General features: G+C 62.6%; 11 protein-coding genes and 1 pseudogene. 10 read left to right on the top strand and 2 right to left on the bottom strand.

What is annotated here, in order from left to right:
- The first annotated feature begins 43 nt into the window (after positions 1-43).
- The 5 genes from GNZ12_RS02440 (at position 44) to GNZ12_RS02420 (ending at position 6164) form a co-directional block, all read left to right on the top strand.
- Positions 44-1333 (top strand): c-type cytochrome, encoded by a 1290-nt coding sequence (locus tag GNZ12_RS02440; RefSeq protein WP_172308828.1) that lies wholly within the window; start codon positions 44-46, stop codon positions 1331-1333.
- Positions 1330-1842, top strand: coding sequence for a (2Fe-2S)-binding protein (locus tag GNZ12_RS02435; RefSeq protein WP_172308827.1), 513 nt, complete (start codon positions 1330-1332; stop codon positions 1840-1842). The genes GNZ12_RS02440 and GNZ12_RS02435 overlap by 4 nt, the downstream gene beginning before the upstream one ends.
- Positions 1839-4103 carry a xanthine dehydrogenase family protein molybdopterin-binding subunit gene (locus GNZ12_RS02430; protein WP_172308826.1) on the top strand — a complete coding sequence of 755 codons (2265 nt, stop codon included), beginning with the start codon at positions 1839-1841 and terminating at the stop codon, positions 4101-4103. The genes GNZ12_RS02435 and GNZ12_RS02430 overlap by 4 nt, the downstream gene beginning before the upstream one ends.
- 77 nt (positions 4104-4180) lie before the next feature.
- Positions 4181-4975, top strand: a complete 795-nt coding sequence (locus GNZ12_RS02425; RefSeq protein WP_172308825.1) for an SDR family NAD(P)-dependent oxidoreductase — start codon at positions 4181-4183, stop codon at positions 4973-4975.
- Between the two features lie 274 nt (positions 4976-5249).
- Positions 5250-6164 (top strand): LysR family transcriptional regulator, encoded by a 915-nt coding sequence (locus tag GNZ12_RS02420; protein ID WP_172308824.1) that lies wholly within the window; start codon positions 5250-5252, stop codon positions 6162-6164.
- 16 nt (positions 6165-6180) lie between these two features.
- Here the strand turns inward: GNZ12_RS02420 and GNZ12_RS02415 are convergent, their stop codons facing one another.
- On the bottom strand, positions 6181-9084 hold the full coding sequence (locus GNZ12_RS02415; RefSeq protein ID WP_172308823.1) for an ATP-binding protein: 2904 nt from the start codon (positions 9082-9084) through the stop codon (positions 6181-6183).
- A 362-nt stretch (positions 9085-9446) separates the two neighbouring features.
- Positions 9447-10109, bottom strand: a complete 663-nt coding sequence (locus GNZ12_RS02410) for an HD domain-containing protein (protein ID WP_172308822.1) — start codon at positions 10107-10109, stop codon at positions 9447-9449.
- A 480-nt stretch (positions 10110-10589) separates the two neighbouring features.
- Between GNZ12_RS02410 and GNZ12_RS02405 the strand changes: the two are divergent.
- From GNZ12_RS02405 to GNZ12_RS02390, 5 genes and pseudogenes are all read left to right on the top strand, one after another.
- A pseudogene (locus GNZ12_RS02405) lies at positions 10590-11675 on the top strand (ISL3 family transposase); the annotation flags it as partial.
- A 288-nt stretch (positions 11676-11963) separates the two neighbouring features.
- Positions 11964-12146, top strand: a complete 183-nt coding sequence (locus GNZ12_RS44100; protein ID WP_235993535.1) for a hypothetical protein — start codon at positions 11964-11966, stop codon at positions 12144-12146.
- Positions 12143-13555, top strand: a complete 1413-nt coding sequence (locus tag GNZ12_RS02400) for a cytochrome ubiquinol oxidase subunit I (RefSeq protein WP_328805932.1) — start codon at positions 12143-12145, stop codon at positions 13553-13555. Before GNZ12_RS44100 ends, GNZ12_RS02400 begins: the two co-directional genes overlap by 4 nt.
- A gap of 6 nt (positions 13556-13561) precedes the next feature.
- Positions 13562-14554: a cytochrome d ubiquinol oxidase subunit II gene (gene cydB, locus GNZ12_RS02395; protein WP_172308820.1), complete on the top strand. Its 993-nt coding sequence runs from the start codon at positions 13562-13564 to the stop codon at positions 14552-14554.
- A 147-nt stretch (positions 14555-14701) separates the two neighbouring features.
- A complete protein-coding gene (locus GNZ12_RS02390) occupies positions 14702-16312 on the top strand; it encodes an MFS transporter (protein ID WP_235993533.1) in 1611 nt (536 codons plus the stop codon).
- Positions 16313-16327: the final 15 nt, after the last annotated feature.

The following is a 16327-nucleotide window of genomic DNA, read 5'->3' as shown; positions in this document are numbered from 1 at the left end:
TTGTAAAGGAATCACCCTGTCCTCCCTTTCAACAGGTGCATGAATGACTCGCAAGTCTAAATTGCTGACGTTCGGCGGCGTGGTCCTCGTGGCCGCGCTGATCGTCGTCGCATTGCTGGTGTGGAAGCCCGCCATCGCACCGATCAGTCCGCCGGCGGCGGCGTCGTTCGACGCGCAGACCAGGCTCGCCGGCGCGCGCGTCGTGGCGCTCGGCGACTGTATCGTGTGCCACACCGCGAAGGGCGGCACACCGTTCGCAGGAGGCCTGCCGCTTGCCACCCCGTTTGGCACCATCTACGCGACCAACCTCACGCCCGATGTCGAAACCGGCATCGGCAGCTGGTCGCTCGAAGCATTCACGCGAGCGGTGCGCCACGGCGTCTCGCGCGACGGTCACCTGCTCTATCCCGCGTTTCCCTATATTCACTTCACCCGTATGTCCGATGGCGACATTTCGGCCGCCTACGCGTATCTGATGACGCGCGAGCCGGTCAATGCGACGGCGCCTGCCAACGACCTGATCTTTCCGTTGAACTTCCGGCCGTTGCTGGCCTTCTGGAACATCCTGTTCCTGCACCCCGGCGAGCGGGCCGCGGATGCCTCAAAAGATGCCGAGTGGAATCGCGGAAAGCTGCTGGTGGATGGCCTCGGTCACTGCGCCTCGTGTCATTCGCCGCTCAATGCGATTGGCGGTGAAAAGCTGGGACATGCATTCGACGGCGGCATCGTCGACGGCTGGGAAGCCCCTCCGCTGAACGCACTCAGCGCGGCGCCGAAGCCCTGGACCCAGGAACAGCTCGTCACGTATCTGCGTAGCGGCCGCGCCAGCGAACACGGCGCCGCGGCGGGCCCGATGCTGCCCGTCACGCGTGACCTCGCTACCGTGCCTGAAGAGGATGTGCAGGCGATTGCCACCTACATCCTGTCGATTCAGAAAGCGCGACCGGCCATTGTGAATGCCGCTGCCGAGGGCGCGGGTGACGTCGATGCGTCGCCTGCGGCGCAACGCGGCGCGATCCTGTTCGGCGCATCGTGCGCGCAGTGCCACGGCCCCGCCGCACCGATGCAATCGATCGGCGAGCGCCCCACGCTCGCGTTCAGCACCGCCGTCAACGCAACAACACCACGCAACGCCGCTCAGATGATTCTCAGCGGCAATGGCTGGCACGGCGAGGACAGGATGAACTACATGCCGTCCTTCAGCGAAATCTATAGTGACCAGCAGATCGCCGACCTGGTGTCCTATATCCGCGCGACCTATTCGCAGCGCGGCGAGTGGAAGGACGTCGAGGAAATGGTCGCCAAGGTCAGAAAGGAGAACAACGCGCGATGATCAACCTTACCGTCAATGGCGTGCAGCACGCGCTGGATATCGATCCGTCGACCCCCCTGCTTTACGCACTGCGCAACGACCTGCACCTGCACGGCGCCAAGTTCGGCTGCGGGCTTGGACAATGCGGCGCGTGCACGGTGATCGTGGGCGACCGGGCCGCCTTTTCCTGCCTGATGCCCGTGTCGTCGATCGGCAGCCGCCCCGTGCGCACGATCGAGAGTCTCGGCACCGCCGAGCATCCCGGCCCGCTGCAGAAGTCGTTCATCGAGCATCAGGCCGCGCAGTGCGGATATTGCATCGCCGGCATGATCATGCGCGCTCAGGCGCTGCTCGAGCGCAAACCGCGCCCGACCGAGCGTGAGCTGCGCGAGCACATGGAGCCGAATCTTTGCCGTTGCGGCACCCACATGCGCATCCTCGCCGCGATCCGCGAAGTCGCGCACCTGCCCGCACCAGACGCGACGCCCGCCGCGACCCAAGACGCGGCGACCCACGGAGGCACGCAATGAGCGTCAAGGAAGACGATATCAACGAGGGACGCCGCCGCTTCATGGTGTCCGGCGCACTGGTGGTGAGCTTCAGCCTGTTCCCTGGCGTCAAGGCAATGGCCCAGGAGGTGATCGCTGACGAAGGCGCCGCCGTGCACGTCGCCAAAGCGACCGAGACGCTCGCGGGCAGCCTGAAGACCAATCCGTTTCTCGATGCATGGATCAAGATCGATCCCGCGGGCAAGGTGACCGTCTACACCGGCAAGGTGGAATTAGGCACGGGCGTACGCACTGCGCTGCTGCAGATCGCGGCCGAAGAGCTGAACATGGCGCCCTCGCTGATCACGTTTTTGACGGCCGATACGGGCGCCTCGCCGGACGAGGGACTCACGGCAGGCAGCCACACCATCGTCGACAGCGGCAGTGCGTTGCTGAACGCCTCCGCCCAGGTGCGCGGCCTGCTCGTCGATGCGGCGGCCAAACACTTCGGCGTCGAGAGCAGCGTGCTGCAAGTTCAGGACGCGGTCATCAAGGCGCCCGACGGCCGCACGATGACGTACGGTCAGGCGGTCGGCGCAGTCGATCTGCATCGCATGGCCACGCCGGCGTCGCCGTTGAAAGACCCCACCACCTTCGTGACGATCGGCACGTCGTTGCCGCGCCTGGACATCCCAGGCAAGGTGACGGGCGGTGCGAGCTATGTGCAGGACATGTCGATGCCGGGCATGCAGCATGCGCGGGTGGTGCTGCCGCCGGTTTATGCTGCGAAGCTGCTGCAGACTAATACGCCCGAGATTCTGAAAATGCCGGGCGTCGTCAAGGTGATCCGGGACGGCAGCATGCTGGCGGTGGTCGCCAAAGGCGAATGGCAGGCGGTGCAGGCGCAACGCGCGCTGGCCGCGGGAAGTCAGTGGAGCGCCGGACGCACGTTGCCCGACCCGGATACCGTACACCGCGATCTGAAGACGATTTCCACCCAACACATCGAGATTGCGAACACGCATAACGCGGCCGGCACGCCCGTCAAAACGCTGAGCGCGAAGTACACCAAGCACTACATGCTGCACGGTTCGATCGGCCCGTCCTGCTCGGTCGCGCAGTTCAAGGACGGCACCATGACGGTCTGGACGCACTCGCAAGGCGTCTATCCGCTGCGCGATGCGCTCGCGGAAATGCTGTCGCTGCCGAAAGAGAATGTGCGCTGCGTTCACGTCGAGGGATCGGGTTGCTACGGGCACAACGGCGCGGACGACGTAGCCACGCACGCCGCCTTGATCGCCCGCGAGATGGCGGGCCAGCCGGTTCGCGTGCAATGGATGCGCGAACAGGAGCATACCTGGGATCACTTCACACCCGCGATGGTCACCGAAGTGAGCGCATCGCTCGACGCGAGCGGCAACATCGTCAACTGGGATTACGCACTGTGGAGCAGCTCGCACAACGAGCGGATCGTCAACGCGGGCCGGCTCCTTCCCGCGCAAATGCTGGAGAAGCCGTTCGTGCCGGCGCCGTCGACGCCGATGCTGCAGCCCGAAGGCGGCGGCGACCGCAACGCGATTCCGCTGTACGCGTTCCCCAACATGCACGTGATGAACAACTTCTCGCCGACCATGCCGTTGCAAACGTCGGCGATGCGCTCACTCGGCGCGCACATGAACGTCTTCACGATCGAGACGTTCATGGACGAATTGGCCGCCGCGGCCGGCGCCGACCCCGTCGCGTTCCGGCTCAAGCATATGCAGGATCCGCGCGCGCGCGACGTGATCCGGCTCGCGGCCGAGAAATTCGGCTGGCCGCGCGCGCCACGCAAGGTCAATCACGGCGTCGGCTTTGCGTTCGGCAAGTACAAGAACCTGATGTCGTATGTGGCGATGGCCGTGGAGATATCCGTGGTGCCGGAGACGGGCCAGGTGATTCTCGAACACGCCGAAGTGGCGGTGGACGCGGGGCAGATCGTCAACCCCGACGGCATCCGCAACCAGATCGAGGGTGGCCTGATTCAATCCACCAGTTGGACACTCTATGAACAATTGCAGTTCGACACAGCGAGAATCCGCAGCTTCGACTGGAGCAGCTACCCGATCCTGCGGTATTCCGCCGTGCCGCGCAGTTTGAACGTGCATCTGATCAATCGGCCAGGCTTGCCGTTTCTCGGGGCTGCAGAAGCGTCGATGGGTCCGACCGCCGGCGCGCTCGGCAACGCGTTGTTCGATGCGACCGGAAAGCGCTTGCGCGACATGCCCTTGGGTGGCGATAACCTGCGCCGTCTGATCGACGTATAGAGAATCTGCACGGCGCAGCTTGCACAAGGTGGAGCTGCGTCGCGGATATCAGTAACGTTTCTACAAGGAACACGCCAGTGATCATCGATCTATCGGGCAAAACCGCCATTGTCAGCGCATCCACGGCGGGCATCGGCCTCGCGATCGCCACGGGGATCGCGGCGGCGGGCGCGAACACCATTGTCAATGGACGCAAACAGGAAGCGGTGGACCGCGCCATCGACACGATTCTTAAGACTGTTCCCACGCCAAAGCTACGCGGTTTCGCCGGCGACCTCAGCACGCCCGAGGGCTGCGACGCGCTGGCGAAAGCCGTGCCGCAAGCGGACATCCTCGTGAACAACCTGGGCGTGTACGGCCCCGGCGACGTTTTCACCACCACCGACGACGACTGGGAACGCTATTTTCAGGTCAACGTGATGTCCGGCGTAAGGCTGACGCGCGGCTACCTCAAAGGGATGATGGAACGTAAATGGGGGCGCGTGGTGTTCATCTCTTCGGAGTCGGCACTGAACATTCCCGCCGATATGCTCGCGTACGGCTTCTCGAAGACCGCGCAACTGAGCATCGCGCGCGGCATCGCCAAGCAGGCCGCCGGCACGGGCGTAACGGTGAACGCCGTGCTGCCGGGTCCCACTCTGTCGGACGGCTTTCGGGCAATGGTGGAAGAGACCGCGAAGGCGCAAGGCAAAACGGTCGAACAGGTTGGCATCGAGTTCGTGCGCGCGCATCGCCGCAGTTCGATCATCCAGCGGCCGGCAAGCACGGAGGAAATCGCGAACATGGTCGTGTACGTGTGCTCGCAGCAGGCTTCGGCGACCACAGGCGCGGCCTTGCGAGTGGACGGCGGCGTGGTGGATACGATTGCGTGAGCGATGAATTGCCCGATGTCAAAACTTAAAAATGCCATAGTTAACCCTGAGTACTCAGGTAGACAGGGCGACGCAAAAATACGTGAATCACGCAACCGATTGCAAATTTGCCAAGCACGACCTCGTCTTGCGAATGCGCGCGATCTTTTTCTGAAGACCTTCGAAAGGCGCATCTGTGCCACCACCGCCCTCCCACTCAGTGCGACAATCGAGCCTATCAAACCGTGCGCAGTCCAGGACAGGCGCAATCAGGCAACTACCGCGGGAATCTTCGATGAAGCTGTCATTTGAGGTATTGGAAGCACTCGATGCAATCGATCGCACCGGCACGTTCGCGGAGGCGGCCGAACTTCTGCATCGTGTGCCGTCGTCGCTGAGCTATCTGGTGCAGAAGCTCGAAAGCGACCTCGAAGTCAACCTGTTCGATCGGAGCGGCCGGCGGGCAAAATTCACACACGCCGGACGCGTGGTGGTCGAGGAAGGCAGGCGTCTGCTGCAAGGCGCCGAAGAACTCGAGCTCAAGGCAAAACGCGTGCAACACGGCTGGGAAGCGGACCTGCGCATCTGCATCGACGAGATCCTGCCTTTCGACGCAATCTGGCCGCACGTCCATGCGTTTTACGACATGAACATGGAGACTCGCCTGCGCCTGTCTCGGGAAGTGTTGGGCGGCACGTGGGATGCATTGATTACGCGGCGTGCCGACCTCGTGGTTGGCGCCGCGGGCGATCCACCCGACTTGCCCAATCTCGTCACCCGCCCGATCGGTTCGATGCGCCATATTTTCGTGGTAGCGCCCACTCATCCGCTCGCGGAGCTTCCCGAACCGCTGACCATGGAAACCGTCGCACGCTATCGCGGCGCGGTCATCGGCGATACCTCGCGCGAATTGATGCCGCGCTCCGTCGGTGCCGCCGCTACGCAAAATTGCCTGACGCTGCCCACGCTCGCCGGCAAACTCGCCGCGCAACTCGAAGGGCTCGCTGTCGGCACCATTCCCGAGTGCCTCGCGACAGCGCCTATCGCACGCGGCGAGCTCGTCGCCAAGCAGGTCTTCGGCATGCGGGATGTAACCCACTTTTATATGGCTTGGCGCGAAGACGAAACCGGACAGGCGATGCGCTGGTGGATCGATCGTCTCGACGCACCCGATCTCGTGGAGCGTTTCGTCAGCAACCAGTACGTATGACGGCGGCCGGTACGTGTCAAGCGCCGATACAGGCCGGCCGGGAATCCTTGTTGTCGACGGCGGCGATTTTTACCTCCAGTTCGGCCAGCAAGGCCCAGCCGTCCTGAACATCCGGATCGGCCGGGTACTTGCTCAGGCGAGCCAGCGCTCGCGACAGCAGGTTGCGCGCCTCGCCCAAGCGATCCTGCTCGATCCAGAGCCGCGCGAGACTACTCGCGGCACGCACCGCGAGAACGGCCGCGCTCTGCTGGCGTGCCGACTCCAGCGCGGTCGTGAACCACGCTGCGGCATCCGCGTCCCTTTGCAACGCGCGCATCACGTCACCTTTCGCACGGCACAGCTCGGCGTAATACCACCGCTCCCCCGTCTCCTTGCAATGCTGCAAAGCTTCGTCGATCGCGGCCAGCGCTTCTGTGTACTGTTCCGCACGCATCAGTGCGCGGGCGAACTGACATAGCAGCATCGTCAGTTGCGCCAGAAAGTCGATGTCACGAAGTTCGTCCAGCGCGCTGCGAAATTGCGCCAGCCTGTGCGGATGCTCGCCGGACAGTGAAAACAGATACTCGTCATAGCACGCACAGCAGGTGTGCCAGATCGACAGTGACACGCGCGACGCAATGCCCTTCAGCATCGCAAGTCCGCGTTCTGCTGCCGCGCGCTCGCCCGCGAGCAGCGCAAGCGGCACAAAAACGTCGCCGAGCACATAGCAGGTCACGAGTTCGAAATCGTGTTGAACGGCGGCCTCCAGCGCCTCTCCGGCAAGCCGCATCGCCCCTGCCGTGTCCCCCAGCGCCCACGTCACGCGCGCGAACAGCGCCCGCGCGACGATGGCCTGGTTGAACCTGAAGCCGATCGTGTTCCACCGATGATCCGAGGGTACCCAGGCGCTCAACATCTCTTCGAGCTTCTGGCGAGCCATGCGCTGCTCGCCGACGTAATGCAGCGCGGCGCCTTCCATGCGGCGGCCGATCAGACTGTGCGTGGCGTCTGTGAACTGACCGGCCAGCGCTTCGAAGCGCCGCGCCACGACCAGCGCCTGGCGCGCCTCCCCGCCCGCCTGATACGAGTGCCGTAGTCCGCACAACGCGCGCGATTCAAAGCCGGCATGGTCCACAGCAACAGCAAGCGTCAACACCTCGGACCATGCTTCCATCGTCTGCATAGTCGGACCCTGCGTATAGACAAGCGCAGCCGCCCAGCTCGTCGTCAGCCTCAAGCGCGCTTCGGGCGGAAAGGCTGAAGCGTCTGTATCACGCGCGGCATCGAGCGCGGCGCGCGCGCGGCTACGGCATTCGTCGACCAGCGAAAGATCGAACAGATACGGCACGACAATCGAGGCAAGCTCGATGCCGACCATTTGATCGCCCGTGGCCGAAAAAGCCCAGTCGAGCGCGGCTCGCACATTGCCGATTTCACGCGTGAAATCCGCCAGACCGTCTTGCAGCGACGTCACCGCCAGATCGTCGCGCGCGCGTTTGAAGCGTTCGCAGAACGACTTTGCGTGAGCGAGCGCGGCGGCGCCACGCTCGCCGTTGTCGTCGAGTCGCTGCAGCGCATAGGCGCGTGTCGTTTCCAGCAGACGATACCTCGGTGAAGCGCTGCCGTCGGCTCGGATCACCAGCGACTTCGACACGAGGCCGCTCAGCGCATTCAGCACTTCCGTCTGCGTGAAGCCAAGTTGCGCGCCGACGTAGTTGGCCGAATCGAACGTGAACGCATCGACGAACATGCCGAGCCAGCGCAAGATGACACGTTCGCTGTTGTCGAGTAGACGGTAGCTCCAGTCGAGTGTCGCCTTCAACGTCTGATGGCGCGGCAACGCCGTCCTGTAACCTCCCGACAGTATCCGCAAGCGGTCGTCGAGCCGCGCCGCCAGCACTTCAATGCCGAGGACCGCAGCACGCGCCGCGGCCAGTTCGATGGCAAGCGGAATACCGTCCAGATGCCGGCAGACCTCTCCGATCAGAAAAATGCTGCGTTCGTCTGACGAAAATTGCGGATCGGCAGCGCGGGCGCGCGCGAGAAACAGCTGAACCGCACTCGTCTGCAACACGTCGTCGCTTGGGTTTTCAGGGCTGGGCACGTCGAGCGACAGAACCGGATAGACGGCTTCGCCACGCACCCGCAGGGCTTCGCGACTCGTCGCCAGCACCCGCATACCTTCGCCGGCTGCCGCCAGCGCCTCCGCCATCGTGGCAGCGGCTTCGATTACGTGCTCGCAATTGTCCAGCACGATCAACAGGCGCTTGCCCCTCATCTCATGCGCGATCTGCGCAAGCGAAAGCCCGGACGAAGAAATCTTCATGCCGAGCGCCATCGCAAGTGCGTCCAGCGCAAAGCGAGAGTCCGACACCGGCGCAAGCGACACGAACGCCACACCGTCGGGAAAGCGGGGCAGCATTTGTCTCGCCGCTTCGATAACGAGGCGCGTCTTGCCGATGCCGCCCGATCCGACGAGCGTCACGATTTGCGCGAGTTCGATGGCGGCCAGCACCTCCGCGACGGCGCATTGCCGCCCCACCAGCACCGACACATGGAGAGGAAGATTGTGCGTGTTTAACCGGTACGCATCTGGCCTGTGTATCGCGAGGGCGTCCGCGCTCACCTCCGCAATCTCAGCGCCCGCCGCCATCTTCACGCCGGTCATACGGTAACCGCGGCCCGGCACCGTCACGATACGGTCGCGATCCGCGCCCAGCGCCTTGCGTATCGCCGTAATGTGCACCTGGAGGTTGTTTTCCTCTACGATCGTGTCGGGCCAGACGTGCCGCATGATCTCATCCTTGGAGACCAGCGCCCCGTTTGCGGCAATCAACAATTCAAGGACGTCGAAGGCGCGGCTGCCGAGACGCACTGATTCGCCATGCGAGCGTATTTCCCGACGCTCGAGCGAAATATGAAGTTGTCCAATTTGAATCATCGCAAGCTCGCGAATCCAGAAGAGTGAATCGATTGAGCGACAGCTTTGCGTATGTCACGATCGTCCGTTCCATGGGTTGTCAGGCCAGAACAGAAGCGTGCGCAACCGGACCCTGAAGAGCTCCGCGAGGAGGATCTTATCTGGATCGTCAGATCGGGGAAATACTACGGCAGTTCGAGCCCGCAAATAGCACAAATTTTTGATCGATCAAATCAAATTTCTTGACCCTTCGGTCATACAGGACGACGACCTGCGTGTTTCACTGACCGAAACTGGCTTGCATGCCGGCGTGCGGTGGGCTTCACGATGGCCTACTGCGCCTTGTTCAATACCCCTGTTTGCTGCTAGCCGCGGATCGCCCGCTAGTCTTTCCATTGCGCGCCCAGAATCAGCCCGCAAAAATTCACGCGGCAGTATTCAGGATCGATCCGCTCGAGTACGTCCGCGCCGACCGTCCCGAACGTCGATGCCGGCCGATGCGCGATGCCGCGCCCGATTGCTTCGATGATCCGTTCCTTGAACCCGCTGCCCCGCGGATACGCCTGCAGTATTTCGTCACGCTGTGTTCGCGTGCAGGCATTCAGGTTCTCCGCGAGCAGATCCGTACGCACCGCCTCGGAAAGTCCCCGTGCAAGCGGCGACATATGCGCCGGAATACCGGGCGTCATATGCAGCGCAATCGCGTGCCAGACATCGTTCATCTCGGCAGCCGAGGCGCCGTAACGCCGCAGAAAATCCCGCGCTGCATTGGCGCTATCCACTTCATAGCGCAGTTGCGAATGACCGTATGCCGAACTCAGACCGACGCCGGCGAACATCGCGGCGACGTATAGCGTACCCGGATCGCACACGAGCCGTTCGCGTTCGAGCGTCAGCGACGCAAACACGAACACGCGCGCCGCATGCCCGACCAGCACGTCCGGCAGGCACGCCAGCGCGGCGTCCGCAGCCGCCACGGCCATTGGACTTCGCGGGATCGGGACGCCGGCGACGATGTCAGGCGAGGTTGCACAACTAGGCGTCATGGCGCGGGCTCAGCGGAGTGGACCTGAATTGTTATTGGAACGGCTTATGCGCGCCGGCTCGCCGGCGTTCGCGTAAACCATGAAACACGGTAGCGTTCCGCGCCGCCGATCACGATCGTGCCGAACAGGATCAACAGCATCCATGTTGGGGCCGATGCGGTATCACGACCTGGGAAGCAGATTAGAGTGAGGGCGCACTAAAAGTCCTGACGACCACCTTAAATATTCTGGATCTTCGCGGAAAAGTGTGATGGTTTTTCATGATGAAAACGTCGGAGAGCCGATCTGGGCAAGGGTTTGCGCGTCTTGATGGCCTCGCGAAATCGGGCATGATTTTGCGATGGCTACTTCACGCAAACGCAAGCGTCTTTCCGACGCATACCGGTTCGACGGTTTCCGTCCTTGCGAAGCGCTGCGCGGTGTCTTCGGTGATCGCATGGCGCGCGTCGTCACGCTGGCTCGGCGCTCAAAAAAACGGCCTGCAAGGGATGTGGTCGACGGTGCTCGATACACGATCGCAGGGTGCGTCGCGTTCGAGATCTGCCAAACGGCGATGTACGGATTTACCTGGAACTCGAGGCTCGTCGGGTCCGCTGTCGATGCGATGGCAGCGTGAAAGGCGAACGACTGAGCTTTCTGGCGGATAACCCTCACTACACGAAGCGCTTCGCGTGGTACGTCGGTCGTCGCTGTCGCGAGAGCACGGTCAAGGACGTGGCTGACGAACTGCAATTGCACTGGCACACGGTCAAGGACCTCGAGATGCAGTACATGCGGGCGCAGCTGGAGCGGTTCGGCACGCCCGGGCCGAAGGTAATCGGCATCGACGAGATTTCGATTGGCAAGGGACAGACGTACCGCATTGTTGTGAGCGACCTGATACGGGGCCGTGCGATCTGGTTCGGTGGCGAAGATCGAAAGGAGGCCAGCGTGCATCAGTTCTATGACTGGCTTGGCGAGAAAAAGGCCCGCGGCATCCGGCTTGTCGTGATGGACATGTGGCGGCCGTTTTACAACGTCGCGCAGGAACGCGTGCCGCATGCGGGCATCCTGTACGACAAATTCCACGTCATAAAGCAGCTCAACGAAGCCCTGGATGAAGTGCGCAAGAGCGAATACGCTCGCCTGCAAGGCGAGCAGCGGCGCTACATCAAAGGCCAGAAGTACGTTCTGCTCAGTCATCGTGAGAACCTGTCGATGGAAGGCAGGGACTCCTTGAAAACGCTTCTCGCAGCGAACCGACGTCTGAATACCGCGTACTTGCTCAAGGAGTCGTTCGGGCAGTTGTGGGACTACGAGCGCGAAGGCTGGGCATGTCGCTTCTTCGAGAACTGGAAGTCCAGCCTGAAGTGGCAGCGTTTGAAGCCGTACGAGAAGTTTGCCGCGATGGTCGAGCGTCATTGGGACGGGATTGCTTCCTATTGCAAGCCAGAAAACAAGGTGCCGCTCGGCTTCGTTGAGGGACTCAACAACAAGATTCGGGTCATCCAACGACGCGCGTACGGATTGCGAGATGAGGAGTATCTGCGCCTGAAGATCCTCACTTGCATGCTGCCTCGAATCTGAAAAATGGCGATTTTTCATCACACTTTTCCGCGAAGAACCAATATTCTTAAACTTAGCCGCGGAGACTGCGTGAGAGAGCGCAAGACTGAGACGCTGCTTGTCAATGCTTGAGGGAACAGCACCTTTAGCAGGATTTATGACGCGCTCAGGACTTTTAAGGTATCCATGCGCCATCATCGCCTCACTGATGTCCGCCATCTTGAAGGAACCTGCTATGTCTTACGATCCATTTTCGCCCAACGCCTACGGGGTCGCGGCCGCAGGATCGAGAAGCCGGGGCACCCAGCCATGAAGACCACGTCCACATGGCGCCTGTTAGGGGCGATCTGCGCAACCCTCCTGGGCGTGGCGTTCTTCTTCACCATCATCGGTGTCTTCGGTCTGCCCGCGTCGATCATCGCGCTCGCACTCTTCGTCGCGCTAGCCGTGGCGATCTCGCGGCGTCCTCAAGCCGAACGGAGACAACCGTGAACCTCGATCCCGCCATCCTCGCGCGCGTCCAGTTCGCGTTCACCGTCAGCTTTCACATCATCTTTCCGACGATCTCCATTGGACTCGCCACGTTTCTGGCCATCATGGAAGGTCTGTGGCTGAAGACCAAAGACCCGCTCTATCTGCAGATCTACCGTTTCTGGCTCGGCATCTTCGCCATGGGCTTCGGGGTCGGCGTAGTCACCGGGATCGTCCTCTCGTTCGAATTCGGCCTCAGCTTCGCCAGATTCGGACAGATGGCGGGTCCAGCCATCGGCCCGATGATAGGGCTGGAAGTGCTGACCTCTTTTTTCCTGGAAGCCGGGTTTCTTGGCATCATGCTGTTCGGCTTCAACCGGGTCGGACCAAAGCTTCACTTCCTCGCCACCTGCATGGTTGCGCTCGGCACGTTGCTGTCGGCATCGTGGATCCTCTCGGCCAACAGCTGGATGCAAACGCCTGACGGCGTGGTGGTCGAACACGGCCGGGTCGTGGTGACCGACTGGCTGAAGGTGATCATCAACCCCTCCTGGCCATATCGCCTGCCGCACATGCTGGTAGCGGCCTACATCACGGGCTCGTTCCTCGTTACCGGCGTCGGCGCCTGGTATCTCCTGCGCGGCGAACATGAAGCGTTCGGACGCCGGACGGTCTCGATCGGCCTCACCTTCGCCACCATCCTGATCGGCTGCCAGGTCTTCGTCGGCGACATGCTGTACGGGAAAATGCTCGAGCATCAGCCGGCCAAGATGCAGGCTGCCGAAGGCTTCTGGGAAAAACAGTCGCAATCGCCCGCACCCTATTACTGGTTCATCGTCCCGGATCAGCAGAACCAGCGCAATCGTTTCGCGCTCGGCACCCCTTACCTCGGAAGCATCTGGCTCACCCATAGCCTGAACGGCCGGGTCGAAGGATTGAAGAACACGCCACGCGACCGCCAGCCGGTCATGGGTTGGGTCTTCTACGGCTTCCGCACGATGTACGGCCTTGCCATCATCATGTTCGGCGTATGTATTGCATCGCTGTGGCTGCGCTGGCAGGGCCGGCTCTTCACCACACGCTGGTTCCTGCGAACGCTCGTCGTGATGACCCCGTCCGGCGTGATCGCGACGCTCGGCGGATGGTATCTCGCCGAGACGGGCCGCCAGCCCTGGGTGATCTACAACATCCTGCGCACGGCCGACGCCGTCTCGCCTGTCCCGCCAGGCGTACTGCTTTCGACGCTGATCGCGTTTGTCTGCATCTACGCGCTTTTCATGACAGCATTCCTGATCTTCAGCTTGCGCATGATTCGGCGCGGTCCACAGGCGGCACAGTCCGAACCGGTGGCCACCGGCTCGCTCAAGCACGCGCTGAAGCCCGCGGTGATGAATGATCCTGCCGGCCACAACCCGGCTCCAGTGGAGTAGCCCGTCATGACTCTGCCGCTGCTCTCCGCGCTGTTCACCGCCTTCGCGTTGTCGCTTTACGTCCTGCTGGACGGTTTCGATCTGGGCGTGGGCGCCCTGCTGCTCCTGCAATCCGACGAACGGCTGCGGGACCGCATGGTCGATTCGATCATGCCCACCTGGGACGGCAACGAAACCTGGCTGATCATGGCCGGTGTCGCGCTGCTCGCCGCCTTCCCCATTGCCTACGGCGTGTTGCTTCCGGCGTTCTATATACCGCTGATCGTCATGTTGCTGGCGCTGGGACTGCGCGGCGTCTCATTCGAGTTCCGCTACCAGATCGAGAAGGGGCGACGCTTCTGGGACGCGGCGTTCGGTGTCGGGTCGATCGTGGCAGCGCTCATGCAGGGGCTGATCGTCGGCGGGCTCATCCAGGGGGTAAGCGTCGTTGGTGACAGCTTCGGCGGCAGCGTCTTCGATGTTTTCCGGCCGTTCCCCGCGTTGACCGCGATCGCCGTGCTCGCCGGCTATGTCGTCCTCGGCGCCGGCTGGCTCCATCTGAAAGCGACAGCGGCGCTGCGTCAATTCGCGGAGCGCTGCCTGCGTCTGGCGGTGCCGGGCTTCGTCTGTCTCGCCGCAGCAGCCTGTGCCGCCGCGGCGTGGGTTCAACCTGGCATTCGCGCCGCATGGGCCGCGCATACGCTCGCCCTCGTGCTGATCACGGTGCTGTTTCTCGGCGTGAGCGCCGCCCTGCTGCGCACGATTGGCGGCCGTGCCGACGGGCGTCCCTTCTTTCTGGCGCTGGCGCTGTTCGTACTCGGCGTGGCGGGCCTTGGCTTCGGCATTTTTCCGGACATCGTGCCCTTCCGTCTCACGCTCTGGGCCGCGGCATCGGCGACCCTCAGCCATGTCTTCCTCCTGATCGGCGCGGTGATTGTCACGCCGGTCGTACTCGCGTATTCTGCCTTCGCCTACCGCACGTTTCGCGGCAAGACGCCCGAGGCGGGATGGGAAGCATGAGTCCGCGCGTCCGGCGTCTGAGCTGGTTCGGCGGTCTCTATCTGGCCGCCGTGGCCACGCTGCTTCTCGTCACCACGGTGATGCATACCGTCTTGCGGCTCGTTACGTGATCATCACCTGTCAAATACAGATCGATCGGCTCCTGCCATGAGTGACACTGCACGGCCGGCAGCGATGCCCGCTTCACCTCCGCCCGCGCCGGCGCTCGTGATGTCGCCGGCGCATACGCGCCTGCTGCTCGCGGGCCTTGGCCTCGCCACCGGGATGGAGTTTTATACTTTCGACAGCATGAACCTGGTGCTGGCGGATCTGACCGGCACGTTGGGCGTGTCCGCGGACGAAGCGAGCTGGCTGCTGACGGTCTATAGCTGCGCGCTGTTTCTCGGCGTACCGGTCTCGATCTGGATGGCCGGGCACTACGGCTACAAGCGCTTCCTGCTCTCGACCATCGTCGTATTCGCGATCGCCTCGATGGGTTGCGCGATCTCTCCCGATCTCAGTTCGATGCTGATCTGGCGCGCCATCCAGGGGCTGGCCGGGGCGGGACTGGTCGTATGGTGGCGCGCGAGCATCTATGTGCTGATGCCCAAACCGCAGCGCAGCCCATCGCTGATGAAGGCTTCCACGTTGCTCTATCTGTCGAGTGCGGCAGGGCTTCTGGTCAGCGGCTATATCACGGACCATTTCAACTGGCGCCTGATCTTCCTGCCCAATCTGCTCTATGCAGCCGCCGCGATATGGCTCCTGGCCCGCTACTTTCCGACACTCCCGCCGCCCGCCTCCGAGCGCGTGGTCAGCACCGACTGGCTCGGCATTGCTCTTCTCGCGACTGCGCTGATCTCGCTTCAGATCATTCTCAATCGCGGCGAAATCGACGACTGGTTCGGATCGCTACATATTCGCGTGCTCGCCTGGACCGGCGGCGCGGCCCTGCTTCTATTCGTCGTCTGGCAGGCAAGCCCTGCGAATCGAACGCCGCTTCTCTGGCTCGGTCTGCTGCGTGACCGTTACGTGTTGTCGTCCGCGTTGATCGGTGTCTTCACCGGCATGATCCTGTCAGGTAGCCTGTTCGTTCTGCCCGAGTTTCTGCGCAATCTCTCGACCCATACCCATAGCGCGACCCAGACCGGGCAGATCATCTGCATCTATGCGTTGACCGCGGCGGCCATCCGGCCGCTCATGGTCGGCCTCATCGCGCGAATCGGCCAACGCAAGACGATCGTGCTTGCTCTCGTCATGCTGATCGCGTCGATGGTGCTGTTCAATCGCCTGCTGACGACGGACACGCCAGGCTATTACTATGTGGCTCCGCTTATTCTTTACGCCTGCTGCCTGTCCCCGTTGTTGCCCGCGGTGGGCAGCGGCACGGTGGCAAGAATCGAGCAGAACAAGCTGCTCGATGGTGTCTCCCTGTACATGACCTTCAGGCAATTCGGCGCGTCGCTCGGGGTCGCGCTGCTGACCATTCTCATCGGGCATCGCGAGACGCTCCATTCATCACGCTTGTTCGAACACCTTCGCCACGACAATCCGGTGACGCGAGACTGGCTCTCTTCGGTGAGCGCAACGCTGGTCGCGCGCGGTGGCTATACCCCGTTCGAGAGCCAGCGCGCGGCGCTACACGTTCTCGCCGAAGCAGGCGCACACCAGGCTGCCACGCTCGCGTACGCGGACGCGTTCGCCTTCATGGCGGTCGTCGGCGTGATCGCGCTGTGCCTCGTTCCCATCATTCCGCCGACCCCGGTAGCCAAAAAATAAGGAGCGCGGCCATGC

It is taken from the genome of Paraburkholderia solitsugae, assembly GCF_013177695.1.
Classification (GTDB): Bacteria; Pseudomonadota; Gammaproteobacteria; order Burkholderiales; family Burkholderiaceae; genus Paraburkholderia; species Paraburkholderia solitsugae.
This window is presented reverse-complemented; position numbering and strand designations above follow the sequence as displayed.

Coding starts and splice junctions, on each gene's coding strand:
- GNZ12_RS02440 (WP_172308828.1), top strand. CDS start 44: ATGACTCGCAAGTCTAAATTGCTGACGTTCGGCGGCGTGGTCCTCGTG.
- GNZ12_RS02435 (WP_172308827.1), top strand. CDS start 1,330: ATGATCAACCTTACCGTCAATGGCGTGCAGCACGCGCTGGATATCGAT.
- GNZ12_RS02430 (WP_172308826.1), top strand. CDS start 1,839: ATGAGCGTCAAGGAAGACGATATCAACGAGGGACGCCGCCGCTTCATG.
- GNZ12_RS02420 (WP_172308824.1), top strand. CDS start 5,250: ATGAAGCTGTCATTTGAGGTATTGGAAGCACTCGATGCAATCGATCGC.
- GNZ12_RS02415 (WP_172308823.1), bottom strand. CDS start 9,084: ATGATTCAAATTGGACAACTTCATATTTCGCTCGAGCGTCGGGAAATA.
- GNZ12_RS02410 (WP_172308822.1), bottom strand. CDS start 10,109: ATGACGCCTAGTTGTGCAACCTCGCCTGACATCGTCGCCGGCGTCCCG.
- GNZ12_RS44100 (WP_235993535.1), top strand. CDS start 11,964: ATGAAGACCACGTCCACATGGCGCCTGTTAGGGGCGATCTGCGCAACC.
- cydB (WP_172308820.1), top strand. CDS start 13,562: ATGACTCTGCCGCTGCTCTCCGCGCTGTTCACCGCCTTCGCGTTGTCG.
- GNZ12_RS02390 (WP_235993533.1), top strand. CDS start 14,702: ATGAGTGACACTGCACGGCCGGCAGCGATGCCCGCTTCACCTCCGCCC.